This is a genomic window from Streptomyces rubellus, from assembly GCF_036323805.1.
Lineage (GTDB): Bacteria > Actinomycetota > Actinomycetes > Streptomycetales > Streptomycetaceae > Streptomyces.
Map to the genome: position 1 here is coordinate 350,194 of NZ_JAZDCX010000001.1, position 23,849 is coordinate 374,042.

Annotated in this window: 18 protein-coding genes and 2 tRNA genes; 14 read left to right on the forward strand and 6 right to left on the reverse strand. The window is 72.0% G+C overall.

Annotated features, from left to right (window positions below; genetic code table 11):
* Positions 1–25: 25 nt before the first annotated feature.
* Positions 26–2,596 (forward strand): aminopeptidase N, encoded by a 2,571-nt coding sequence (pepN, locus tag V1L54_RS01470; protein ID WP_330115944.1) that lies wholly within the window; start codon positions 26–28, stop codon positions 2,594–2,596.
* A 99-nt stretch (positions 2,597–2,695) separates the two neighbouring features.
* Here pepN (V1L54_RS01470) and V1L54_RS01475 read toward each other — a convergent pair whose 3' ends face one another.
* Positions 2,696–3,703 carry a TerC family protein gene (locus V1L54_RS01475; protein WP_330115945.1) on the reverse strand — a complete coding sequence of 336 codons (1,008 nt, stop codon included), beginning with the start codon at positions 3,701–3,703 and terminating at the stop codon, positions 2,696–2,698.
* A gap of 100 nt (positions 3,704–3,803) precedes the next feature.
* Positions 3,804–6,407 carry an aminopeptidase N gene (pepN, locus tag V1L54_RS01480; RefSeq protein ID WP_330115946.1) on the reverse strand — a complete coding sequence of 868 codons (2,604 nt, stop codon included), beginning with the start codon at positions 6,405–6,407 and terminating at the stop codon, positions 3,804–3,806.
* A 267-nt stretch (positions 6,408–6,674) separates the two neighbouring features.
* Here pepN (V1L54_RS01480) and V1L54_RS01485 point away from each other — a divergent pair, with 267 nt between their 5' ends.
* Positions 6,675–7,322, forward strand: coding sequence for a mycothiol-dependent nitroreductase Rv2466c family protein (locus V1L54_RS01485; RefSeq protein ID WP_330115947.1), 648 nt, complete (start codon positions 6,675–6,677; stop codon positions 7,320–7,322).
* A gap of 277 nt (positions 7,323–7,599) precedes the next feature.
* Here the strand turns inward: V1L54_RS01485 and V1L54_RS01490 are convergent, their stop codons facing one another.
* Positions 7,600–9,021 carry an amino acid permease gene (locus tag V1L54_RS01490; RefSeq protein WP_330115948.1) on the reverse strand — a complete coding sequence of 474 codons (1,422 nt, stop codon included), beginning with the start codon at positions 9,019–9,021 and terminating at the stop codon, positions 7,600–7,602.
* A 224-nt stretch (positions 9,022–9,245) separates the two neighbouring features.
* Between V1L54_RS01490 and V1L54_RS01495 the strand changes: the two genes are divergently transcribed.
* The 3 genes from V1L54_RS01495 to V1L54_RS01505 all read left to right on the forward strand — a co-directional run bounded on the left by V1L54_RS01495 (position 9,246) and on the right by V1L54_RS01505 (position 11,287).
* Positions 9,246–9,854, forward strand: a complete 609-nt coding sequence (locus tag V1L54_RS01495; RefSeq protein ID WP_330116122.1) for a biotin transporter BioY — start codon at positions 9,246–9,248, stop codon at positions 9,852–9,854.
* A gap of 26 nt (positions 9,855–9,880) precedes the next feature.
* Positions 9,881–10,369: a ribose-5-phosphate isomerase gene (locus V1L54_RS01500; RefSeq protein ID WP_330115949.1), complete on the forward strand. Its 489-nt coding sequence runs from the start codon at positions 9,881–9,883 to the stop codon at positions 10,367–10,369.
* Between the two features lie 81 nt (positions 10,370–10,450).
* A complete protein-coding gene (locus V1L54_RS01505; RefSeq protein WP_330115950.1) occupies positions 10,451–11,287 on the forward strand; it encodes an Fpg/Nei family DNA glycosylase in 837 nt (278 codons plus the stop codon).
* 13 nt (positions 11,288–11,300) lie between these two features.
* Here the strand turns inward: V1L54_RS01505 and V1L54_RS01510 are convergent, their stop codons facing one another.
* Positions 11,301–12,542, reverse strand: coding sequence for a GNAT family N-acetyltransferase (locus V1L54_RS01510; protein WP_330115951.1), 1,242 nt, complete (start codon positions 12,540–12,542; stop codon positions 11,301–11,303).
* A gap of 125 nt (positions 12,543–12,667) precedes the next feature.
* On the opposite strand from V1L54_RS01510, the gene V1L54_RS01515 reads away from it, so the two are divergent.
* The 3 genes from V1L54_RS01515 (at position 12,668) to V1L54_RS01525 (ending at position 14,894) form a co-directional block, all read left to right on the forward strand.
* Entirely contained in the window at positions 12,668–13,822 is a 1,155-nt protein-coding gene (locus V1L54_RS01515) for a PP2C family protein-serine/threonine phosphatase (RefSeq protein WP_330115952.1), read from the forward strand.
* 13 nt (positions 13,823–13,835) lie between these two features.
* Positions 13,836–14,594 (forward strand): endonuclease V, encoded by a 759-nt coding sequence (locus V1L54_RS01520; RefSeq protein WP_330115953.1) that lies wholly within the window; start codon positions 13,836–13,838, stop codon positions 14,592–14,594.
* Positions 14,595–14,699: 105 nt separating this feature from the next.
* The gene (locus tag V1L54_RS01525; RefSeq protein ID WP_100204846.1) at positions 14,700–14,894 is read left to right on the forward strand and encodes a hypothetical protein; all 195 of its coding nucleotides are present in this window, start codon (positions 14,700–14,702) and stop codon (positions 14,892–14,894) included.
* Positions 14,895–14,960: 66 nt separating this feature from the next.
* Here V1L54_RS01525 and V1L54_RS01530 read toward each other — a convergent pair.
* A tRNA-Gly gene (locus tag V1L54_RS01530) sits at positions 14,961–15,034 on the reverse strand.
* Positions 15,035–15,173: 139 nt separating this feature from the next.
* Between V1L54_RS01530 and V1L54_RS01535 the strand changes: the two genes are divergently transcribed.
* The 5 genes from V1L54_RS01535 (at position 15,174) to clpX (ending at position 19,918) form a co-directional block, all read left to right on the forward strand.
* Positions 15,174–15,250 (forward strand) — tRNA-Pro (locus V1L54_RS01535).
* A 97-nt stretch (positions 15,251–15,347) separates the two neighbouring features.
* The gene (tig, locus tag V1L54_RS01540; protein WP_330115954.1) at positions 15,348–16,781 is read left to right on the forward strand and encodes a trigger factor; all 1,434 of its coding nucleotides are present in this window, start codon (positions 15,348–15,350) and stop codon (positions 16,779–16,781) included.
* Positions 16,782–17,063: 282 nt separating this feature from the next.
* A complete protein-coding gene (locus V1L54_RS01545) occupies positions 17,064–17,666 on the forward strand; it encodes an ATP-dependent Clp protease proteolytic subunit (RefSeq protein WP_330116123.1) in 603 nt (200 codons plus the stop codon).
* Positions 17,667–17,730: 64 nt separating this feature from the next.
* Complete coding sequence (locus V1L54_RS01550) at positions 17,731–18,417, forward strand: ATP-dependent Clp protease proteolytic subunit (RefSeq protein WP_330115955.1); 687 nt, start codon at positions 17,731–17,733, stop codon at positions 18,415–18,417.
* Between the two features lie 211 nt (positions 18,418–18,628).
* Complete coding sequence (gene clpX, locus V1L54_RS01555) at positions 18,629–19,918, forward strand: ATP-dependent Clp protease ATP-binding subunit ClpX (RefSeq protein WP_330115956.1); 1,290 nt, start codon at positions 18,629–18,631, stop codon at positions 19,916–19,918.
* Positions 19,919–20,028: 110 nt separating this feature from the next.
* On the opposite strand, the gene V1L54_RS01560 is transcribed toward clpX, so the two are convergent.
* Positions 20,029–20,985, reverse strand: a complete 957-nt coding sequence (locus V1L54_RS01560) for a hypothetical protein (RefSeq protein ID WP_330115957.1) — start codon at positions 20,983–20,985, stop codon at positions 20,029–20,031.
* A gap of 134 nt (positions 20,986–21,119) precedes the next feature.
* Here V1L54_RS01560 and V1L54_RS01565 point away from each other — a divergent pair, with 134 nt between their 5' ends.
* Positions 21,120–23,768: a valine--tRNA ligase gene (locus tag V1L54_RS01565; protein WP_443076425.1), complete on the forward strand. Its 2,649-nt coding sequence runs from the start codon at positions 21,120–21,122 to the stop codon at positions 23,766–23,768.
* The last annotated feature ends 81 nt before the right edge of the window (positions 23,769–23,849 follow it).

A 23,849-nucleotide genomic window follows, 5' to 3' on the forward strand; every position in this document is an offset into this window, starting at 1 on the left:
GGTCCGAGAGAAGGAGATGACGCAGGTGCCTGGTACGAACCTCACGCGTGAAGAGGCGCGGGAGCGGGCCCGTCTGCTCGAGGTGGACGCCTACGAGATCGAGCTGGACCTCTCCGGCGCCCAGGACGGAGGTACCTTCCGCTCGGTCACCACGGTGCGGTTCGACGCCCGGGAGACGGGGGAGAGCTTCATCGACCTGGTGGCCCCCACCGTGCACGAGATCGTCCTCAACGGTGTGTCCCTGGACCCCGCCGAGGTGTTCGCCGACTCCCGCATCGCCCTGCCCGGCCTGGTCGAGGGCCGCAACGAACTGCGGGTCGTCGCCGACTGCGCGTACACCAACACCGGTGAGGGACTGCACCGCTTCGTCGACCCCGTCGACCAGCAGGCGTACCTCTACACCCAGTTCGAGGTGCCCGACGCCCGCCGGGTCTTCGCCAGCTTCGAGCAGCCCGACCTCAAGGCGTCCTTCACCTTCACCGTCACCGCCCCCGAGGGCTGGACGGTGGTCTCCAACTCGCCCACCCCCGAGCCGCGCGACAACGTCTGGCGCTTCGAGCCGACGCCGCGCATCTCCTCCTACATCACCGCGCTGATCGCCGGCCCGTACCACTCGGTGCACAGCAGCTGGGAGGACGGCAAGGGACGCAGCGTGCCGCTGGGCGTCTACTGCCGCCCGTCGCTGGCCGAGCACCTCGACTCGGACGCGATCTTCGAGGTCACCCGGCAGGGCTTCGACTGGTTCGAGGAGAAGTTCGGCCTCCCCTACCCCTTCGCCAAGTACGACCAGCTCTTCGTCCCCGAGTTCAACGCGGGCGCGATGGAGAACGCCGGCGCGGTCACCATCCGCGACCAGTACGTCTTCCGCTCCAAGGTGACGGACGCCGCCTACGAGGTGCGCGCCGAGACCATCCTCCACGAGCTGGCCCACATGTGGTTCGGCGACCTGGTCACCATGGAGTGGTGGAACGACCTGTGGCTGAACGAGTCGTTCGCCACCTACACCTCCATCGCCTGCCAGGCCGCCGCCCCCGGCAGCCGCTGGCCGCACGCGTGGACCACCTTCGCCAACTCCATGAAGACCTGGGCCTACCGCCAGGACCAGCTGCCCTCCACCCACCCGATCATGGCCGAGATCCGGGATCTGGACGACGTCCTGGTCAACTTCGACGGCATCACCTACGCCAAGGGCGCCTCCGTCCTCAAGCAGCTCGTCGCCTACGTCGGCGAGGAGGCCTTCTTCAGCGGCGTGCGGACGTACTTCAAGCGCCACGCCTGGGGCAACACCCGGCTGACCGACCTGCTCACCGCGCTGGAGGAGACCTCCGGGCGGGATCTGAAGACCTGGTCGCGGGCCTGGCTGGAGACCGCGGGCATCAACATCCTGCGCCCCGAGATCACCGTCGGCGAGGACGGGACGATCACCTCCTTCGCGGTGCGCCAGGAGGCCCCGGCCCTGCCCGAGGGCGCCCAGGGCGAGCCGCTGCTGCGCCCGCACCGCATCGCGGTGGGCTCCTACGACCTGGCGGACGGGAAGCTGGTGCGCACCGGCCGCGTCGAGCTGGACGTGGACGGCGAGCTGACCGAGGTGCCCGAGCTGGCCGGCACCCGCCGCCCGGCCGTGCTCCTGCTCAACGACGACGACCTGTCGTACGCCAAGGTCCGGCTCGACCCCGAGTCGCTGGCCACCGTCACCCGGCACCTGGGCGACTTCGCCGAGTCGCTGCCGCGCGCCCTGTGCTGGGCCTCGGCCTGGGACATGACCCGGGACGGCGAGCTGGCCACCCGCGACTACCTGGAGCTGGTGCTCTCCGGCATCGACAAGGAGTCCGACATCGGGGTCGTGCAGTCCCTCCAGCGGCAGGTCAAGCTCGCCCTGGACCTGTACGCGGCCCCCGGCTGGCGTGAGACGGGGCTGCTGCGCTGGTCCGACGCGGCCCTGGAGCGGCTGCTCGCCGCCGAGCCCGGCAGCGACCACCAGCTCGCCTGGGCGCGGGCCCTGACCGCGACCGCCCGCACCGAGGAGCAGCTCTACCTGCTCGCCGGGCTGCTGGGCGGCAGCGAGGAGATCGAGGGCCTGACCGTGGACACCGAGCTGCGCTGGGCGCTGCTGCACCGCCTGGCGGCCACCGGGCGCGCCGACGAGGCGGCCGTCGAGGCCGAGCTGGCGCGCGACCGGACCTCGGCCGGCGAGCGGCACGCGGCCGCCGCCCGGGCGGCCCGGCCCACCGAGGAGGCCAAGGCGGAGGCCTGGGCCGAGGTGGTGGAGTCGGACAAGCTGCCCAACGCCATGCAGGAGGCGGTCATCTCCGGCTTCGTCCAGACCGACCAGCGCGAACTGCTCGCCCCCTACACCGCGAAGTACTTCGACGCGCTCAAGGACGTGTGGGAGTCGCGCAGCCACGAGATGGCGCAGCAGATCGCGGTCGGGCTCTACCCGTCCCTCCAGGTCTCCGAGGAGACCCTGCGGGCCACGGACGCCTGGCTGGCGACGGCCCGGCCCAGCGCCGCCCTGCGCCGGCTGGTGGTCGAGTCCCGCGCCGGGATCGAGCGGGCCCTGAAGGCGCAGGCGGCGGACGCCGCCGCGGCGGTCTGACGCCGGGAACGGGAGGAGCCGGAGCGCGTACGGCGCACACGGAGAGAGGGGGTGGCGCCCGGGCGCCACCCCCTCGGCCGTTCCGCTCCGCCCCGGCGGTCAGTCCGGCGCGGCGCGGCCCGGCCCGGGCCCGTCGCCCGATGCGCCGGCCCCGCTGTCCTCGCCGCTGTCCCCGTTCCGGGAGCGGGTGGAGAACAGGGACCAGACGACGGAGACGGTGATGGTGGCGGTGATGACCCCGAGGGTGAGGGGGATGGGCAGCTTGCCCACGGGGGTCTCGGACAGGATCATCTTGGCGCCGGCGAAGGCGAGCAGGAACGCCAGGCCGTAGTGGAGGTGGACGAAGCGCCGCAGCAGCCCGGCCAGACAGAAGTACAGGCTGCGCAGGCCGAGGATGGCGAAGGCGTTGGCCGTCCACACCAGGAAGGTGTTGGTGGTGATGGCCAGGACGGCCGCGACGGAGTCGATGGCGAAGACCAGGTCGGTGGCCTCGATCGCGATGAGGGCGACGAACAGCAGGGTGACCTTCCGGCGGCCGTCGAGCCGGACGAGGAACCGGCTGCCGTGGTACCGGGGGTCGGTCGGGACGACCTTGCGGACCAGGCGCACCACCGGGTTGCGGTCGGGGTCGACCTCCTCGTTGTGCGAGAAGGCCATCTTCCAGCCGGTCCAGATCAGGAACGCGCCGAAGAGGTAGGCGGTCCAGAAGAAGGTCTCGAGCAGTCGGGCCCCGGTGAAGATGAACGCCAGACGGGCGGCGAGCGCGCCGATCACGCCCCAGAAGAGGACCTTGTGCTGGTAGGCGTCGGGGACGGCGAAGAACGAGAAGACCAGCGCGAAGACGAAGATGTTGTCGACCGACAGCGCCTTCTCGATCAGGTAGCCCGCGTAGTAGGTGCCGGCCGCATCGCTGCCCTGCCAGGCCCACAGCACCAGGCCGAAGCCCAGGCCCACGGCGATCCACACCGCGCTCCAGATCGTGGCCTCGCGGAGGCCGATCACATGGTTGTCGCGGTGGGCGAGCAGGTCGACGGCGAGCATCATGGCGATGCCGACGGTCAGCGCGGCCCACACCCACAGGGGAGCGGCGAAGGACGGATCATTCATTGGAATCGCGTTCCTTCTGCGGCGGCAGCCGAAACGGCCGGAACGGCCGGAGCAGCCGGAACGGCCCGTACCGCCGCATCGGCGGTACGGGCCGTTCCGCTCAGCGGCGGGCGCGCGCGTCGCACTCCTGGGCGCGCAGCGCCCGGGCGGTGTCGTCGCGGGCCTCCAGCACCAGCCGCCGCAGCGCCGGGGCGGCGTCCGGGTGCTCCGCCAGCCAGGCGTCGGTCAGTTCCACCACCGCCCGGGCGTCCTGGAGCGCGGGGTACAGGCCGCGGACGACCGCCATGCCGATCTCGATGGACCGCTCGGCCCAGACCCGCTCCAGCGCCTCGAAGTAGCGCGGCGCGTACGGCGCCAGCAGCTCCCGCTGCCCCGGCTGGTCGAAGCCGGAGATGGTCGCCTCCACCAGCGCGTTGGAGAGCCGGTCGGAGTCCACCACGTCCGCCCAGGCCCGCTCCTTGACCCCGGCCGAGGGCCGTGCGGCCAGGCAGCGCACCTGGTGGCGCCGGCCCGAGGCGGTGTCGTCGCGCGCCAGCTCGGCCGCCAGCCGCGCCTCGTCGGCCGTGCCGTGGGCGGCCAGCGGCTCCAGGAAGGTCCAGCGCAGCTCCTGGTCGATCTCCAGCCCGTCGATCCGGCCGGTCCCCGCCAGCAGCCGGTCGAGCAGCTGGAGGTCGTGCTCGTCGTGCGCGAGGGAGGCGAAGAACCGCGCCCAGGCCAGCTGGTGGTCGCTGCCGGGGGCGGCCTGCCGCAGATGCCGCAGCGCGCCCTGGGTGAGCTCCCGGGCGCTCTCCTCGCGCGCGGCGGGCGCCACGTAGTGCACCAGAGCGGTGCGCGCCCAGGCGTGCAGCATCTGCACCACGCCGATGTCGCTCTCCTCGCCCGCGAAGCGCAGCACCAGGCCCAGGAAGTCGTGCGCGGGCATCAGCGCGTCACGGGTGAGGTTCCACAGCGCCGACCAGCACAGCGCGCGGGTCAGCGGCTCGGTGATCGAGTCCAGGTGGTCGCGGAGGGTGGCCAGGGAGGCCGCGTCGAAGCGGACCTTGCAGTACGTCAGGTCCTCGTCGTTGACGACGATCAGCTCCGGCCGCTCGGCCCCGGCCAGCTCCGCCACGACCGTTCGCGCCCCGGTGACGTCCACCTCCGCGCGGGCGTAGCGCTCCAGCGCCCCGCCCGCGCCCTGCCGCCGGTACAGGCCGACCGCCACCCGGTGCGGACGCAGCACCGGGTGCTCCTCGGGCGCCTCCTGGGTGATCGCCAGCTCGGTGATCCGGCCCGCGGTGTCGCAGACGGCGTGCGGGGTCAGGGAGTTGACGCCGGCGGTCTGGAGCCAGGCCCGCGACCAGGCCGCCATGTCCCGGCCGGAGGTCTCCTCCAGCACCGACAGCAGGTCCGCCAGCCGGGTGTTGCCCCAGGCGTGGCGCTTGAAGTAGCGGCGCGCGCCCTCCATGAACGCGTCGCGCCCGGCGTAGGCGACGAGCTGCTTGAGGACCGAGGCGCCCTTGGCGTAGGTGATGCCGTCGAAGTTGAGTTTGGCGTCCTCCAGGTCCTGGATGTCCGCGGTGACCGGGTGGGTGGAGGGCAGCTGGTCGGCGCGGTACGCCCAGGACTTGCGGCGGTTGGCGAAGGTGACCCAGCCGTCGGTGAACCGGGTGGCCTCCGCCAGTGACAGGGCGCCCATGAAGTCCGCGAAGGACTCCTTCAGCCACAGGTCGTCCCACCACTCCATGGTGACCAGGTCGCCGAACCACATGTGCGCCATCTCGTGCAGGACGACGTTGGCGCGGCCCTCGTAGGCGGCGTCGGTCACCTTGCCGCGGAAGACGAACTCCTCGCGGAAGGTCACGCACCCCGGGTTCTCCATCGCCCCCAGGTTGTACTCGGGCACGAACGCCTGGTCGTACTTGCCGAACGGGTACGGGTAGTCGAAGTGGTCGTGGAAGAAGTCCAGGCCCTGCTTGGTGACGGTGAAGATCTCCCCGGCGTCGAAGTGCCGGGCCAGCCCCCGGCGGCACAGCGCCCCGAGCGGGACCACCAGCTCGGTACCGTCCGCCAGGACGCGCCGGTAGACGTCGGTGACATGGTGGTACGGGCCGGCGACGACCGCCGTGATGTACGTGGAGATCGGCTTCGTGGGCGCGAACCGCCACAGGGCCGCTCCCTCGCCGACCGGCCGCGGCCCGTCCTCGGGAGCGCTGTTGCTCAGCACCGTCCAGCCGGCGGGGGCGGTGACGGTGAAGGTGAAGGGCGCCTTGAGGTCGGGCTGTTCGAAGTTCGCGAAGACCCGGCGGGCGTCGGCGGGCTCGTACTGGGTGTAGAGGTAGGTCTCGCCGTCCTCCGGGTCGACGAAGTGGTGCAGCCCCTCGCCGGTGCGGCTGTACGCGCACCAGGCGTCCACGATCAGGGTGTTCTCGGCGGCCAGCGAGTCGAGCGCGATGCGCGAGCCGTCGAACACCTTCGCCACGTGCAGCTCCCGGCCGTTGAGCGTCACGGAGGAGACGTCCGGCGCGATCAGGTCGGCGAAGGTCGAGGCGCCCGGCTCGGCGCAGCGGAAGCGGACCGTGGTGGTGGAACGGAAGGTGCGGGGCCCGGCCCCGGAGTGGGGGCCGACCGCGGAGCGCAGGTCGAGTGCGACGTCGTACCCGTCCACGGTCAGCAGCCGGGCACGCTCCCGGGCCTCGTCACGGGTCAGGTTCTCACCGGGCACGGCGTGACTCCCTCGTCTCGCATGTCGATACAGCGGGTGGTTCGGAAGGCTCAGGATCCCACGCGGTGCCGCATCGCCGCGCCGCCCCCGCCGTGGCCGGGAATCACCGGCCGCCGTCCGGTGTTCTGCTCTGGCGTGACCGCCCCGGCGGCAGCCGCCGCCGGGCTTTGCTCGCAGGTCGGGCACGGACCCGGTACGCCACCGGCACGGATCCCTGACGACCCCGGGCAGATCCCGGACAGATCCCGGACAGACGAGGAGACGCACATGTCCCGGACAGCCGAGAGCACGAGCACGACCCCGGCCGACTTCTGGTTCGATCCCGTGTGCCCGTGGGCCTGGCTGACCTCCCGCTGGATGCTGGAGGTGGAGAAGGTCCGCCCGGTCGAGGTGCGCTGGCATGTGATGAGCCTGGCCGTGCTCAACGAGAACCGGCTGGACGAACTGCCCGAGGGCTACGTCGAGCTGCTGAGGAGCGCCTGGGGTCCGGTGCGGGTGCTGATCGCCGCGGAGCAGAAGCACGGCGCCGAGGTGCTCGGCCCGCTCTACACCGCCCTGGGCACCCGTTTCCACCTCCAGGGCCGCCCCCGGGACCGCGAGACGCTCGTGGAGGCCCTGACGGAGGTCGGCCTCCCGGCGGACCTGGCGGACGCGGCGGACACCGACGTCCACGACGAGCGGCTGCGCGCCTCGCACGAGGAGGGCATCGGCCTGGTCGGCCAGGAGGTCGGCACCCCGGTGATCGCCGTACCGGGCGCGGACGGGGAGCGGGTCGCGTTCTTCGGGCCGGTCGTCACCCCCGCCCCGAAGGGCGAGGCGGCCGCCCGGCTGTGGGACGGCACCCTGCTGGTGGCCTCCACCCCGGGCTTCTTCGAGCTGAAGCGCACCCGGACGGAGGAGCCGAGGTTCGACTGAGCCCGTACCGCCGCCGGCGCCCGGACCGCGCCGGCGGCGGTACGGACAGGGGGACGGCCCGCGCGCACCATGGCCGCGCGCGGGCCGTCCCCCTGTCGTTTCCCGGATCCCGCGGCGCGTGAGGACCGAGAGAAGACGATCACGGCCGCGGGACGGACCCCACCGCGGGGAAGCGGAGAGCGCGGGGCCCGGTGTCTCTTGTTGCACATTAGTTGCAACAGCTGTGGTAAGGCAACAAGGCGTGCGGCGCGTCGCGGCCGGCGTGCCCTCCCGCCGGCTACCGGTCCCGGCGCGCCCGCTGGCGCAGCAGGCCGGCCGCCGCCAGCGCCAGGGTGAGTCCGGCGGTGCAGGCGAGCTGGACCCGGGTGTCGCCCTCGCGCAGCATCAGCAGCAGCACCGCCGCCACCGCCGCCAGCGAGGCCCAGGTGAGCCCCGGGAACAGCCACATCCGCACCACCAGCCGCTCCGGCGCCTCCCGCTCCAGCCGCCGCCGGGTGCGCAGCTGGGAGGCCGCGATGAAGCTCCACACCACCAGCACGGCCGCGCCCACCATGTTCAGCAGCCAGGCGAAGACGGTGTCAGGCCACCGGAGGCTGAGCAGCACCGCGAAGAAGCCGAAGGCCGAGGAGGCCAGCACCGTACGGCGCGGCACTCCCCCCGTCACCCGCCCCAGGACGGCCGGGCCCTCGCCGCGGCGCACCAGGGAGTACGCCATGCGCGAGGCACCGTAGATGTTGGCGTTCATCGCCGACAGCAGGGCCACCAGCACCACCGTGTTCATGATCTGGGCGGCGGCCGGGATGCCCAGGTGGTCCAGCACGGCGGCGTACGGCCCCTCCCGCACCGACGGGTCGTGCCAGGGGATCAGCGTGACGATCACCGCCATCGAGCCGACGTAGAACACCGCGATCCGCCACATCGCGGTGCGCACGGCCTTCGCCACGCCCCGCACCGGGTCCTGCGACTCGGCTGCCGCGATCGTCACCGTCTCCAGACCGCCGTAGGCGAACACGGAGGCCAGCAGGCCGACCACCAGGCCCTCGGCGCCGTTGGGGAGCGGCCCGCCCCGCCCGGTCAGATTGGCGGTGCCGGGCGAGGCGGTGCCGGGCGGCAGGCCGAGGACGGCCAGGACGCCCAGGAGGAGGAAGAGCACGATCGCGGCGACCTTCAGGGCGGCGAACCAGAACTCGTACTCGCCGAAGTTCCGCACCGACAGCAGGTTGACGCCGCAGAAGACCGCCATGAACACGGCGACCCAGAACCAGTCCGGGGTGCCCGGCAGCCACTCCGTCACGATCGCCGCCGCGCCGATCGCCTCCACGGCGACCGCCACGCACAGCAGCGTCCAGAAGATCCATCCGGAGGTGAAGCCGGCCCACGGACCGAGCGCCCGCTCGGCGTGCACCGAGAACGAGCCGGAGGCGGGATGGGCGGCCGACATCTCGCCGAGCATCCGCATCACCAGCGTCACCAGCAGCCCGGAGGCCGCGTACGCCAGCACGATCGACGGCCCGGCGGCGGCGATGCCCGCGCCGGAGCCCACGAAGAGGCCGGCGCCGATCACCCCGCCGAGCGCGATCATCGACAGATGGCGCTGCCGCAGGCCGTGGGTGAGGGACGGGGGCGGCGGGGGGACGGAGGCGGCCGGGGGCCCGCCGGCGGGACCGGTGGTCAGCGGCTCTGGCGGGGTACCGGGCATGAGGGACTTGCCGTTCGGGGATCGGGGTGCCGGAACGATCTGCTCCGGATCCAGCCCAGTGTGGGCGGCGACCCCGCCCGGAGGCAAAGCGCCCGCGGCCCGCCGCCCCGCCGCTTCACCACCGCCGCCCCGGCGGAGGTGTGTCGCCAATCTCACGGCATGACCGGCCCCGATGTCGGTTAGCGTCATGGCGTCCCGCCAACCCGTACGACACCGGAGCCATGATGACCACCCCTGCCGCGACCACCGCCACCGTCCGTCCGGGCGCCGTTCTGGCCGATGTGCTGCCCGCCTCCACCGCGGCCCGTGCCCGGGTGCGCGACGCAGCGCTGGTCCTGGGCGGCGCCGCGCTCACCGGAGTGGCCGCGCAGCTCGCCGTCCCCGTGCCCGGCTCGCCCGTGCCCGTGACCGGCCAGACCTTCGCCGCCCTGCTGGTGGGCGCCGGACTGGGCGCCCGCCGCGCCTTCGCCGCCCTGGGCCTGTACGCCGCCGCCGGCGTCGCCGGGATGCCGTGGTTCTCGGAGGGCTCCTCGGGCGCCGCGATGCCCTCCTTCGGGTACATCCTCGGCATGCTGCTGGCCGCTGTCGTCGTCGGCGCCCTGGCCCGCCGCGGCGGCGACCGCGGCGTGCTGCGCACGGCCGGGACCATGGCGGTGGGCACCGTGATCATCTACGGCGTCGGCGTCCCCTACCTGGCGCTGGCCACGGGCATGTCGGCGGGTGAGGCCGTCGCCGCCGGACTGGTGCCGTTCCTGGTCGGCGACGCCCTCAAGGCGGCCCTGGCCATGGGGGCCCTCCCCGCGGCCTGGAAGCTGGTCGGCCGGAACTCGTGACCGCGACCGTGAATAAACTCACCCCCATGCGTGTCTACCTCGGCTCCGACCACGCCGGCTACGAACTGAAGAACCACCTCGTCCAGTGGCTGAAGGAGGCCGGGCACGAGCCCGTCGACTGCGGCCCGCACATCTACGACGCGGAGGACGACTACCCGCCCTTCTGCCTGCGCGCCGCGGAGCGCACGGCCGCCGACGGCGCGGCCCTGGGCGTCGTGATCGGCGGCTCGGGCAACGGCGAGGCCATCGCCGCCAACAAGGTGGCGGGCGTACGGGCCGCGCTGGCCTGGAGCCTGGAGACGGCGAAGCTGGGCCGGGAGCACAACGACGCCAACGTGATCGCCGTCGGCGCCCGGATGCACTCCACCGAGGAGGCCGTCTCCATCGTCGAGGCGTTCCTGGCCACCCCCTTCTCCGGGGCCGAACGGCACGCGCGCCGCATCGCGATGCTCGCGGAGTACGAGCGCACCGGCGAGCTCCCGCCCGTCCCGCCGCACCACCCGCGGCACGACTGACCGTGAGGATGTGACGCCGCCCGCGCGGCGGGAAGCGGCCGGAAGCGGCCGAGGACGACAGGAACAGGAACGGCCCCACCCGTGCCAGAAGGCCACACCATCCACCGGCTGGCCGCCGACCTCGGCGAGAGGTTCGGCGGCCGGCCCGTGCGGGCGTCCAGCCCGCAGGGCAGGTTCGCCGCCGGCGCCGCCCGCGTCGACGGCCGGACGCTGAGCGGCGCCGACGCCCACGGCAAGCACCTCTTCCTCGGCTTCCCCGGCTCCGGCGACCCCGCCGACGGCGACTGGATCCACATCCACCTGGGCCTGTACGGCGGCTTCACCCAGGGCGCCGGACCGCCGCCCGCCCCCGTCGGGCAGATACGGCTGCGGCTGGCCACCGAGGAGGCTCCCCGCGTGTACGCCGACCTGCGCGGCCCCAGCACCTGCGAGCTGATCACCGACGAGGGCAGACGGGCGGTCGGCGAGCGGCTGGGCCCCGACCCGCTGCGCGCCGACGCCGACCCCGGCCGGGCCTGGGCGCGGATATCCCGCAGCCGCACCACGATCGCCGCGCTGCTGATGGACCAGAAGGTCGTCGCGGGCGTCGGCAACGTCTACCGCGCCGAGGTCCTCTTCCGGCACAACATCGATCCCTACCGGCCGGGGAAGGACCTCGCCCGTGCCGAGTGGGACGCGGTCTGGGCGGATCTGGTCGAGCTGATGCGGGAGGGCGTGCGCAACAACCGCATCGACACCGTGCGCCCCGAGCACACCCCCGAGGCCATGAACCGCCCGCCGCGCGTGGACGACCACGGCGGCGAGGTGTACGTCTACCGGCGCGCCGGGATGCCCTGCCACCTCTGCGGCGAGCGGGTGCGCACCGCCCCGCTCGCCGCCCGCAACCTGTTCTGGTGCCCCGCCTGCCAGAAGGGCTGAGCCCGGGCCCGTTTCAGAAGCCGTGCGGCAGCCACGGCGCCACGGGCCAGGAGAACGCCGCGGTGGCCCGCTCCAGCGCCCCCGGCCGCAGCTCCCGCACCCGCCCGGTACCGGCCAGCGCCGCCAGGGACGTACCGCCCAGGTACACCTCGCCCAACTCCCTCGCGCCCAGCGCCAGGTCGGCCGGATCGCCGGTGCGCTCGCAGGCGGCGCCGCCGGTGTCCCCGGCCAGCCGCCAGCGTCCGGTGTTCCACGGGCAGAAGTCGTCCCCGACCTCCAGCACCACGTCCACGGCGGTGGTGTACGTCCGCGCCGCCAGCGCCGCGCCCACGTCCACCGGGCGCAGGTACAGCGTGTCGCGGACCCGGAGGCCGCAGCGCCGCAGGTCCGAGACCAGATGGCGCAGCGGATCGTCCATGGGACGGGGACCGAACCGCACGGCCGAGGTCAGGTCGATCCCGAACAGGTAGCGCCACAGCGCCGCGTACGCCGCCGGGTCCAGCGCCTCCACGTCGCGCACCACGACCGCGCCCTTCGGGCCGGACAGGTCCCAGTCCGGCTTCACCGCGTACCGCGCGTACCCGCGCAACTCACCACCGGACCCGGCCAGCACGCACCGCAGCGGCGAGGCGCCGTCCCGCTCGCCCGCCGGGTCCAGCACCCCCAGCCGCTCCCAGTGCGGCAGCCGCCGGATCATGCCCGGCCGGGCGGCCAGGCGGCGGGCGTACAGCGCCTCGCACTCCGCCAGCGACTCCTCCGGGTCCGCCAGCCGCAGCCGGACCTCCTCCGTGTCGTCCGTCCCCGGCGGCACCGCCAGGGTCACCCGGGCGGTGTCCGCCTCACCGAACAGGGCGTACGCGGCGGGGCCGTAGCCGAAGCGCCCGTAGATCTCCGGTTCGGAGGCGCACAGCACCGCCAGCGGCTCGCCGGCGGCGTGTACGTCGTCCAGCTGACGCCGCATCATGGCGGTGAGGATGCCGCGCCGGCGGTGCGTCGGGGCCACCCCCACCGCCGACACCCCGGCGGCGGGCACCAGCGCGCCGCCGGGCACCGACAGCCGGAAGGGGTGCGAGAGGGCCGTACCGGCCACCTGTCCGCCGTCCCAGGCGGCGAGCGCCCGCCCGAAGTCGGTGACGTCCCGCCACAGCGCCCGCTCCTCATCGGACTCCGGGACTCCGCCGAAGGCCAGTTCGAAGGTCCGGTACCAGGTGTCCCACTCCTCGGGGCGCAGCGCCCGCAGATCCGTGCTCGTCATACGGCCTTCCCTATCAGGACGGCGGGACGGTGGCGACCCGATATCGAACGGCGGTGCGCAACCGGTGCCCGCGGTCGGCCGGGGGGAATCGACGTGCGCCCGAACGGGTGGATAAGGTCCAGGACATGGCAGGTCGTACGGGCAGGGTCCCTCCGGCGGCCCGGTGGTCCCAGGTTCGCAAGACCGTGCACCGGGTCCGCACCGGTCTGCGCCGGTCCGCCGTGGACTACTTCCGCGGCGACGGCTCGGACTGGATCGCCTTCGCCGCGCTGCTGACCCTCGTGCCCGTGCTCACCTACGCCACGCTCGCCGAGCCGCTGTGGTTCGCGCCCGAGAGCCTGGTGCTGCCGATCGTCGCGGGCGGGCTGCTGCTGCGCCCCGCCAACCTGCTGATCCTGTACGCCACCGCGGCCGCCGCGCTGATCGTGGAGGCCACGGTGCTCGGCCCGTACACGGCCGGCCCCGGCCGGGTCACCCCGGGCACCATCCTGGTGGTCGCCGCGACCGGGCTCACCGGGCTGCTGGTCGCCCAGTTCCGCAGCCGGGTCGGGGTGCCCTGGCGGCGCGGCGGCACCATGCTGTTCGACCTGCGCGAACGCATCCGCGTCCAGAGCCGGCTGCCCGAGCTGCCGGCCGGCTGGCACCACGAGATGGCGCTGCGTCCGGCGGGCGGCCAGTCCTTCTCCGGCGACTTCGTCGTCGCCTCGCGCACCGGCCCCGGCCGCCGCGTCCTGGAGGTCGTCCTCACCGACGTCTCCGGCAAGGGCATGGACGCCGGCTCCCGCGCGCTGCTGCTGTCCGGCGCCTTCGGCGGTCTGCTGGGCTCGCTGCCGCCGCACGCCTTCCTCCCGGCCGCCAACGACTACCTGCTGCGCCAGGACTGGCAGGAGGGCTTCGCCACCTCCGTGCACCTCGTCCTGGACCTCGACAGCGGCGACTACGAGCTGTTCTCGGCGGGGCACCTGCCCGCCCTCCAGCTCAGCGCGGGCAGCGGCCGCTGGGAGGAGAAGGCCGCCGAGGGACCGCTGCTGGGCGTCTACGACGGGGCGCAGTTCGACGCGGTCAAGGGCAGTCTGCGCTCCGGCGACGTGCTGATGCTCTTCACGGACGGCCTGGTCGAGACCTCCGACCGCGATCTGAGCGAGGGCATCGACCGGCTGACCGGCGAGGCCGACCGCTATGTCGTCACCGGGTTCGAGGGCGCGGCCTGGCATCTGATCGAGGCCGTCGCCCGGGACGTCAACGACGACCGGGCCCTGCTGCTGATCCGCCGGGACTGAGGACGGCCGGGGCATGACGGCCGGGGGCACCGCGGCGGGGGAGTGGCCGGCGACCGTGGCGGAGGCGGTGGCCGAGCAGGAGCGGATCCGGGCGGCGGCGGACCTGGCGAGTGCCGGGCCCGCGCCCGGGACGGTGCGCAGGATCGCCGGGGTCGACGTCTCCTACGCCTCCTCCGGTACGGCGGACGGCCCGCTGGTCGCGGCGGCGGTGGTGCTGGACGCCGACACGCTCGACGTCGTCGAGGAGGCCGTCCACACCGACCGCGCCCGCTTCCCGTACGTCCCGGGCCTGCTCGCCTTCCGGGAGCTGCCGCCGGTGCTGGCGGCCCTGGAGGGTCTGCGCACCACGCCCGACCTGGTGGTCTGCGACGGCTACGGCGTCGCCCACCCCCGGCGGGCCGGGCTGGCGGTGCACCTGGGCGTGCTGACCGGACTGCCCTGCTTCGGGGTGGCCAAGACGCCCTTCGCCTTCACGCACGCCGAGCCGGGACCGCGCCGCGGCGACACCTCGCCGCTGCTGGACCCCCGGCGGGACCCGCCCGAGGTGGTGGGCCGCGCCCTGCGCACCCGGCCGGGGGTCAGGGCGGTGTTCGTCTCGGCGGGCCACGGGATCGGCCTGGACAGCGCCTGCGCCCACACCCTGCGCCTCGCGCCGCGCCACCGGCTGCCCGAGACGACACGCCGTGCCGACGGGCTCAGCCGCAGGATCCTGCGGGAGCTGGGGGAGCAGCGGCGGGCGTCCGGCCACGCCGATCCGCCACCCGATGCCTAGCGCCCGGCAGTTGGTGGCACGATGATGCCCAGGGGGACACGGCGGAGGGTCCCCGGACCGGTGTGGCCGGTACAGAGGTGTTGCGACCGTAGGGTGTGATCAGTTGTGGCCATTTCCCTGTCAGTGGTGCTGCTCTTGGCGATCATCATGGTCGTGTTGATCAGGGGCGGCTCCCTCAAGGCGGGCCCGGCGCTCGTCGCCGTCCTCTTCGGCTTCTTCCTGGCCTCGACCGGCATGGCTCCGGCGATCAACCGTTTTCTCAACTCGCTCGCCGACTCGATCAACCAGATCGCCTTCTGACGGACCGCCTTCCGAAACGCGCGAAGCGGCCCGGCTCCTTCAGGAGCCGGGCCGCTTCTTCGCGCGTGGAGCGGGCGACGGGAATCGAACCCGCGTAGCCAGTTTGGAAGACTGGGGCTCTACCATTGAGCTACGCCCGCGACGCCCCGCCGGTCACGGGGCAGGTGCAGATCATAACCACCCGGTCACGGCCGGACAAACGCTCCCGGCTGTGTGGTGACCGTGACGGCGAGCCGCACGCTCCGCATCGTACGGCATGTACGCTACGTGTCGCACGGACGGGGTGTGGCGCAGCTTGGTAGCGCGTCCGCTTTGGGAGCGGAAGGTCGTCGGTTCGAATCCGGCCACCCCGACCACGTACTATGAAAAACGCGCCTGCCGGTGTCGTGTCTGCGTACGGGGCGCCTCTCAAAGAATCGAAGTTCCCAGCAGTCAGCCCCAAGGAGACCGACCGTGAAGAGCGCCGTGGAGACCCTGAACCCCACCCGGGTTCGGCTCACTGTCGAGGTGCCCTTCGAGGAGCTCAAGCCCAGCCTCGACGCGGCGTACAAGAAGATCAACCAGCAGGTCACGGTGCCCGGCTTCCGCAAGGGCAAGGTCCCCGCCCGGGTGATCGACCAGCGCTTCGGCCGGGGAGCGGTCCTGGAGGAGGCGGTCAACGACGCGCTGCCGAAGCTCTACCAGGACGCGGTCAACGAGGGCGAGATCAACCCGCTGGGCCAGCCCGAGGTGGACATCACCGAGCTGAAGGACAACGAGGTCTTCGCCTTCACCGCCGAGGTGGACGTCCGCCCCGAGGTCGAGATCCCGGACTACTCCGGCATCGAGGTCACCGTCGACGCCGTCGAGGTCGGCGAGGAGGACGTCGACAAGGCGATCGAGCAGCTCCGCGAGCGCTTCGCCACCACCAAGACCGTTGAGCGGGCCGCCGCCGAGGGCGATGTCGTCAAGATCGACCTGGAGGCCAGGATCGACGGCGAGATCCTGGAGGACGGCGTCGCCGAGGGCGTCGACTACGTCATCGGCTCCGGTGAGCTGCTGGACGGCATCGACGAGGCCGTCACCGGTCTGGAGGCCGGCGGCTCCGCGACCTTCACCTCCGAGCTCAAGGGCGGCTCCGCGGCGGGCCGCGAGGCCGAGGTGAAGGTGACCGTCAACTCCGTCTCCGCCCGCGAACTGCCCGAGCTGGACGGCGACTTCGCGCAGCTCGCCAGCGAGTTCGACACCATCGAGGAACTCCGCGCCGACAGCCGCCGGCGCCTGGAGCAGACGAAGAAGTACGACCAGGCCACCCAGGCCCAGGAGAAGGTGCTCGACGCGCTGCTCGGCCTGGTCGAGGTGCCGATCCCCGAGAAGCTCCTCGAGGACGAGATCAACACCCGCAAGCACAACCTGGTCAACCACCAGCTCGCGCAGCTCGGCATGGACCTCGAGACCTACCTGAAGATGCAGGAGAAGACCGAGGAGGAGTTCGAGGCCGAGCTCCGGGAGCAGGCGGAGAAGGGCATCCGCACCCAGTTCGTCCTCGACGAGCTGGTCAACAAGGAGAAGGTCAACGTCAACCAGGAGGAGCTCACCGAGCACCTGGTGCGCCGCGCCCAGTCCTCCGGCATGAGCCCCGACCAGTTCGCCCAGGCCGTCGTCGAGAGCGGCCAGGTGCCGGTGCTCGTCGGCGAGGTCGCCCGGGGCAAGGCGCTGGCGATCGTCGTCGAGGCCGCCACGGTCACCGACACCAACGGCGAGACGGTCTCCCTGGAGGACGACGAGGACGAGTCCGAGGGCGACGAGACCGGGGCCGCCGCCGAGAAGGCCGACGAGAGCACCCCCGAGGCCGCCGCGGAGTCCGGCGAGGAGTCCGCGGAGCGGGACGGGAAGACCGAGGGCTGACACCGGCGCGGGGCCGCCCCCTCCGGGGCGCGCCGGCCCCGCGCCCGTTCACCCGACCGCCGCGGGCCCGCACACGACACCGTGTGCGGGCCCGTTCGCGTACGGCGGAACGCACCGACCTCACCTGCGGGAACGCCCCCTGCGCTCACAGCGAACAGTTCTCGGACCGGGATGGCTCAGTCGGACCCGCGCGTTAGGGTCCCAAGTACACGAAGACTCAGAGACGGCCCTGTGAGAGACGAGCCGTCCGTTACCCGAGCAGGTGGACACGTGACGCTTCCGATGCCCTACGCCGCCACCGAGCCGACCATCGGTGGCCTCGGCGACCAGGTCTACAACCGGCTGCTCAACGAGCGGATCATCTTCCTCGGCCAGCCGGTCGACGACGAGATCGCCAACCGGATCACCGCCCAGCTGCTCCTGCTGGCCGCCGACCCGGACAAGGACATCTACCTCTACATCAACAGCCCGGGTGGTTCGATCACGGCCGGCATGGCGATCTACGACACCATGCAGTACATCAAGAACGACGTGGTGACCATCGCGATGGGCCTGGCCGCCTCGATGGGCCAGTTCCTCCTCAGCGCGGGCACCCGGGGCAAGCGCTTCGCGCTGCCCAACGCCGAGATCCTCATCCACCAGCCGTCCGCGGGTCTGGCGGGTTCGGCCTCGGACATCAAGATCCACGCCGAGCAGCTGCTGCGCACCAAGAAGAAGATGACGCGCCTGTCCGCGCTGCACACCGGCCAGAGCGAGGAGCAGTGGAGCCGCGACGCCGACCGCGACCGCTGGTTCACCGCCGAGGAGGCCAAGGAGTACGGCCTGATCGACGAGGTCTACGGCTCCGCCGAGCAGCTTCCGGGCGGTGGCGGTACGGGCGCGTGAGCGCCGCACGCCCCGCACCCCGACACCGCAGCCAGTCCATCTCTCCAGAACGGTGTACAGCCCCATGAACAGTCAGCAGTCCTTCCCCGGCGCCGGGCTCCACGACCGGTTCCAGGCCCGCTACGACGGGCCGGCGGCCGAGGCCCGGTACGTCGTCCCGCGCTTCGTGGAGCGCACCTCGCAGGGCGTGCGCGAGTACGATCCGTACGCCAAGCTCTTCGAGGAGCGCGTGATCTTCCTGGGCGTGCAGATCGACGACGCCTCGGCCAACGACGTCATGGCGCAGCTGCTGTGCCTGGAGTCGATGGACCCCGACCGCGACATCTCGGTCTACATCAACTCGCCCGGCGGCTCCTTCACGGCGCTCACGGCCATCTACGACACGATGCAGTTCGTCAAGCCGGACATCCAGACGGTCTGCATGGGCCAGGCGGCCTCGGCCGCGGCCGTACTGCTGGCGGCCGGCACCCCGGGCAAGCGGATGGCGCTGCCCAACGCCCGGGTGCTGATCCACCAGCCGTACACCGAGACCGGCCGCGGCCAGGTCTCCGACCTGGAGATCGCGGCCAACGAGGTCCAGCGGATGCGGACCCAGCTGGAAGAGCTGCTCGCCAAGCACTCCAACAAGCCGATCGAGCAGATCAACCAGGACATCGAGCGCGACAAGATCCTCACCGCCGAGGAGGCGCTCGAGTACGGGCTGATCGACCAGATCATCTCCACCCGCAAGACCTCGGTGGGGCTCGGCTAGGTCCGGACAGGCCCGCGGGCAGGCCACGGGAATCCGCGGGAATCTCCCGAACATTTCCGCCCCCCTCGGGTCGAGTCGGTCCGAGGGGGGCCCATCCGGGGGCCCGGGCAAGGTACCGTCTTAGGGGGTCCGGGGCCGCCCCCGCCAAGGCCCAGAGCAAGCACCCGGGTTCGTGGAACTCGACGGATCCCATGCGAAGGAGAAGCACCTCGTGGCACGCATCGGTGACGGCGGCGATCTGCTCAAGTGCTCGTTCTGCGGCAAGAGCCAGAAGCAGGTGAAGAAGCTCATCGCGGGACCGGGCGTCTACATCTGCGACGAGTGCATCGACCTCTGCAACGAGATCATCGAGGAGGAGCTCGCCGACTCCTCGGAGATGCGCTGGGAGGAGCTGCCCAAGCCGCGCGAGATCTACGAGTTCCTGGAGGGGTACGTCGTCGGTCAGGAGGCCGCGAAGAAGGCCCTCTCCGTCGCCGTCTACAACCACTACAAGCGGGTGCAGGCGGGTGAGAACGGCGGCTCGCAGAGCCGGGACGACGGCATCGAGCTGGCCAAGTCCAACATCCTGCTGCTGGGCCCCACCGGTTCCGGCAAGACACTGCTGGCGCAGACCCTCGCCCGGATGCTGAACGTCCCCTTCGCCATCGCCGACGCCACCGCCCTGACCGAGGCCGGCTACGTGGGCGAGGACGTCGAGAACATCCTGCTGAAGCTGATCCAGGCCGCCGACTACGACGTCAAGAAGGCCGAGACCGGGATCATCTACATCGACGAGATCGACAAGGTCGCCCGCAAGAGCGAGAACCCCTCGATCACCCGGGACGTCTCCGGGGAGGGCGTGCAGCAGGCGCTGCTGAAGATCCTGGAGGGCACCACGGCCTCCGTGCCGCCGCAGGGCGGCCGCAAGCACCCCCACCAGGAGTTCATCCAGATCGACACCACGAACGTGCTGTTCATCGTGGGCGGCGCGTTCGCCGGGCTGGAGAAGCTCATCGAGTCCCGGGCGGGCGCCAAGGGCATCGGCTTCGGCGCGACGATCCGCTCCAAGCGCGAGATCGAGGCGAGCAACCAGTTCGAGGACGTCATGCCCGAGGACCTGGTGAAGTTCGGCATGATCCCGGAGTTCATCGGCCGGCTGCCGGTGATCACCTCCGTCCACAACCTCGACCGCGAGGCCCTGCTGAAGATCTTGGTCGAGCCGCGCAACGCGCTGGTCAAGCAGTACCAGCGGCTCTTCGAGCTCGACGGTGTGGAGCTGGACTTCGACCGCCCGGCCCTGGAGGCCATCGCCGACCAGGCGATCCTGCGCGGCACCGGTGCCCGCGGGCTGCGGGCGATCATGGAGGAGGTGCTGATGTCGGTGATGTACGAGGTGCCCTCCCGTAAGGACGTGGCCCGCGTGGTGATCACCGCCGACGTCGTCCACTCCAACGTCAACCCCACGCTCGTCCCCCGCACCCGCGGCGAGACGGGGCAGGGGCCGCGCGAGAAGAGCGCGTAGCGCGCGGACGCGCACATACGAGGGTGCCCCGGCGGTTCTCCCGCCGGGGCACCCTCGTATGTGCTGTCCTGCCGTCGTACGTGTACGGCGGTGGCGTGCGGGCGCGGCGACTACTCGATCTCGACGCGCACGTCGTTACGGAGCCTGGCCACGGCCTCGGCGGTCTCGTCCATCGAGAAGTTCTCGCCGGTGGTGAACGCGGTCATGTCGTTCAGGGCCGAGTAGGCGATGGTGCTGTGGTCGCCCCAGATGCAGAAGGACATGGTGAAGGCGCCACCGCTCAGTTCGGCGGTGCCCTCACCGGAGAGCTTCATCTCCTGGCACTTCATGACGGCGTTCTCCAGCCCCGGGGGAGACATCTCCCTGGGCTCGCCGACCAGCTCGGCCGTGCCCTCGCTCCCGTCCCCGCCGGAGTCCTCCCGGATCCCCTCCTCCGCCTTCGCGAACATCGCGTCGACGACTGCCTCGGGGTCCCTGATCTCGCCCCAGACCCCGCTGAAGCTCAGATGCTTCTGGGACAGGACGTCGTCCCCGGACATGTAGGTGGCGGAGACGTTCGTGGGGTCGCTGACCCCGAACTGCTCGATCTCCTTGAGGTCCTCCGACTCGAACGGGCCCTCGTCCTTCTCCTTCGGGTTCATCTTGTACTCGCCGTCCAGGACCGTCTCGGGCGTGACGAGCTTGTAGCGCTTGCCGTCGTCGGCGATCTTGCTGCCGCTGTCGCCGAAGACGACGTAGCCGCCGACCGCCAGCCCCACGACCGCCAGCACCGTCACCAGGATGCCGATGGTCCTGCCCTTGTTGCCGCCGCCGCCCGGCGGGGGCGGGTACCCGCCCGGCTGCTGCGGGCCGCCGTAGGGACCGGGCTGCTGCGGGGGGTAGCCGTAACCGGGCTGCGCCGGGGGGACCCCCGTCCCGGGCTGGGGCGGTCCGGGCTGCTGCGGGGGGTAGCCGTAGCCGGGCTGCTGCGGGTAGCCGTACGGGCCCGGCTGCTGCGGCGGGGTGCCGTACGGGTTGGGCTGGCCGCCGTACGGACCGGGTTGGGGCGGTGGCTGGTTGTGGCTCACGGGTGGGGCTCCCCCTCGTTCGGACAAGTGCGTGAAAAGCCGTGCCCCATCCTGGCGGACCGCGCCACTTCCCGTTGCCCTGGCCCCCTAAACCGATTCGAGACTGCTACACAGCGGCCCGTACACTGGCGGTCGTGACCGACAACTCTCAGCAGAGCCTGACCCCCGCCGGGGCGGAGCCATCGAACAGCGCCCATGCCAGTCTGCCGACGCAGTACGTTCCGGCCGAGGTGGAGGAGAAGCTGTACGAGCGCTGGGTGGAGCGCGGTTACTTCGAGGCGGACGCCAAGAGCGACAAGCCGCCGTACACGATCGTCATCCCCCCGCCCAACGTCACCGGCAGCCTGCACCTGGGCCATGCCTTCGAGCACACGCTGATCGACGCCCTCACCCGCCGCAAGCGGATGCAGGGCTTCGAGACGCTGTGGCAGCCGGGCATGGACCACGCGGGCATCGCCACGCAGAACGTCGTCGAGCGGGAGCTGGCCAAGGAGGGCAGGTCCCGCCACGACCTGGGGCGTGAGGAGTTCGTCGAACGCGTGTGGCGGTGGAAGGCGGAGTCCGGCGGGCAGATCTCCGGCCAGATGCGCCGCCTGGGTGACGGCGTCGCCTGGTCGCGGGAGCGCTTCACCATGGACGAGGGTCTCTCCCGCGCCGTCCAGACGATCTTCAAGCGGCTCCACGACGACGAGCTGATCTACCGCGCCGAGCGGATCATCAACTGGTGCCCGCGCTGTCTGACGGCCATCTCCGACATCGAGGTGGAGTACGCCGACCAGGACGGCGAGCTGGTCTCCATCCGCTACGGCGAGGGCGAGGACGCCATCGTCGTCGCCACCACCCGCGCCGAGACGATGCTCGGCGACACCGCCGTGGCCGTCCACCCCGGTGACGAGCGCTACGCCCACCTCGTCGGCACCGAGATCGAGCTGCCGCTCACCGGCCGCCGCATCCCCGTCGTCGCGGACGAGCACGTCGACCCGGAGTTCGGCACCGGCGCCGTCAAGGTCACCCCGGCGCACGACCCGAACGACTTCGAGATCGGCCGCCGCCACGACCTGCCCAGCATCACGATCATGGACGAGCACGCCGTGATCACCGCCCACGGCCCGTTCCAGGGCCTGGACCGGCTGGAGGCCCGCTCGGCGGTCGTCGGCGCGCTGCGCGCCGAGGGCCGGATCGTCGCCGAGAAGCGGCCGTACAGCCACTCCGTCGGACACTGCTCGCGCTGCAAGACCACCATCGAGCCGCGGCTGTCCATGCAGTGGTGGGTGAAGGTCGGCCCGCTGGCGAAGGCCGCCGGCGACGCGGTGCGCGACGGCCGGGTCGCCATCCACCCCAGGGAGATGGAGAAGCGCTACTTCGACTGGGTGGACAACCTCCACGACTGGTGCATCTCCCGCCAGCTGTGGTGGGGCCACCGCATCCCGGTCTGGTACGGGCCGAACGGCGAGACGGTCTGCGTCGGTCCGGACGAGGAGCCCCCGTCCGGTGAGGGCTGGCACCAGGACGGCGACGTGCTGGACACCTGGTTCTCCTCCGGCCTGTGGCCGTTCTCCACGCTCGGCTGGCCGGAGCGGACCGAGAGCCTGGAGAAGTTCTATCCGAACTCCGTCCTGGTCACCGGCTACGACATCCTCTTCTTCTGGGTCGCCCGGATGATGATGTTCGGCCTGTACGCGATGGACGGCACCCCGCCGTTCCACACCATCGCGCTGCACGGCATGGTCCGCGACCAGTTCGGCAAGAAGATGTCGAAGTCCTTCGGCAACGCGGTCAACCCGCTGGACTGGATGGACAAGTACGGCTCCGACGCGCTGCGCTTCACCCTGGCGCGCGGCGCCAACCCCGGGGTGGACGTGCCCATCGGCGAGGACTGGGTCCAGGCGTCCCGCAACTTCGCCAACAAGGTCTGGAACGCCACCCGCTTCGCGCTGATGAACGGCGCCACGGTCGAGGGCGACCTGCCCGCGCCCGAGGAGCTGTCGCCGACCGACCGCTGGATCCTCTCCCGGCTGAACACCGTCGTCGCCGAGGTGGACGCGTACTACGACGACTACCAGTTCGCCAAGCTCTCCGACCTCCTCTACCACTTCGCGTGGGACGAGGTCTTCGACTGGTACGTCGAGCTGTCCAAGACCACCTTCGCCGAGGGCGGCGCCGCGGCCCGCACCTCCGCCCGAGTCCTGGGCGAGGTGCTGGACACCACGCTGCGGCTGCTCCACCCGGTGATGCCGTTCGTCACCGAGACGCTGTGGACGACGCTGACGGGCGGGGAGTCCGTGGTGATCGCCGACTGGCCGGCCGACTCCGGTTTCCGCGACGCGGAAGCCGAGCGGGAGATCGCCACGCTCCAGCAGGTGATCACCGAGGTCCGCCGGTTCCGTGCCGACCAGGGCCTCCAGCCCGGCCAGCGCGTTCCGGCCCGGCTCGCCCTGGAGGGCACCTCCCTGGCGGCGCACGAGGCGGCCGTCCGCTCCCTGGCGCGGCTGACGCCGGCCGGTGAGGGCTTCGCGGCCACCGCGTCCCTGCCGGTGGCCGGGGCGACGGTCGAGCTGGACCTGTCCGGCGCGATCGACTTCGCGGCCGAGCGCAAGCGGCTCACGAAGGACCTGGCCGCCGCGCAGAAGGAACTGGCGCAGACCACCGCCAAGCTGGGCAACGAGGCGTTCCTGGCCAAGGCCCCCGACCAGGTGGTGGCGAAGATCAGGGGCCGCAGGGAGCAGGCCGAGGCGGACATCGCCCGGATCTCCGCGCAGCTGGAGGCACTGCCCCAGGGCTGAGCGGCGGCACACGCCGGCCCCGCTCCGGGGGGCCGTGGCCACCCCCGGAGCGGGGGTGGCCACGGCCGCCTCCGTACACTG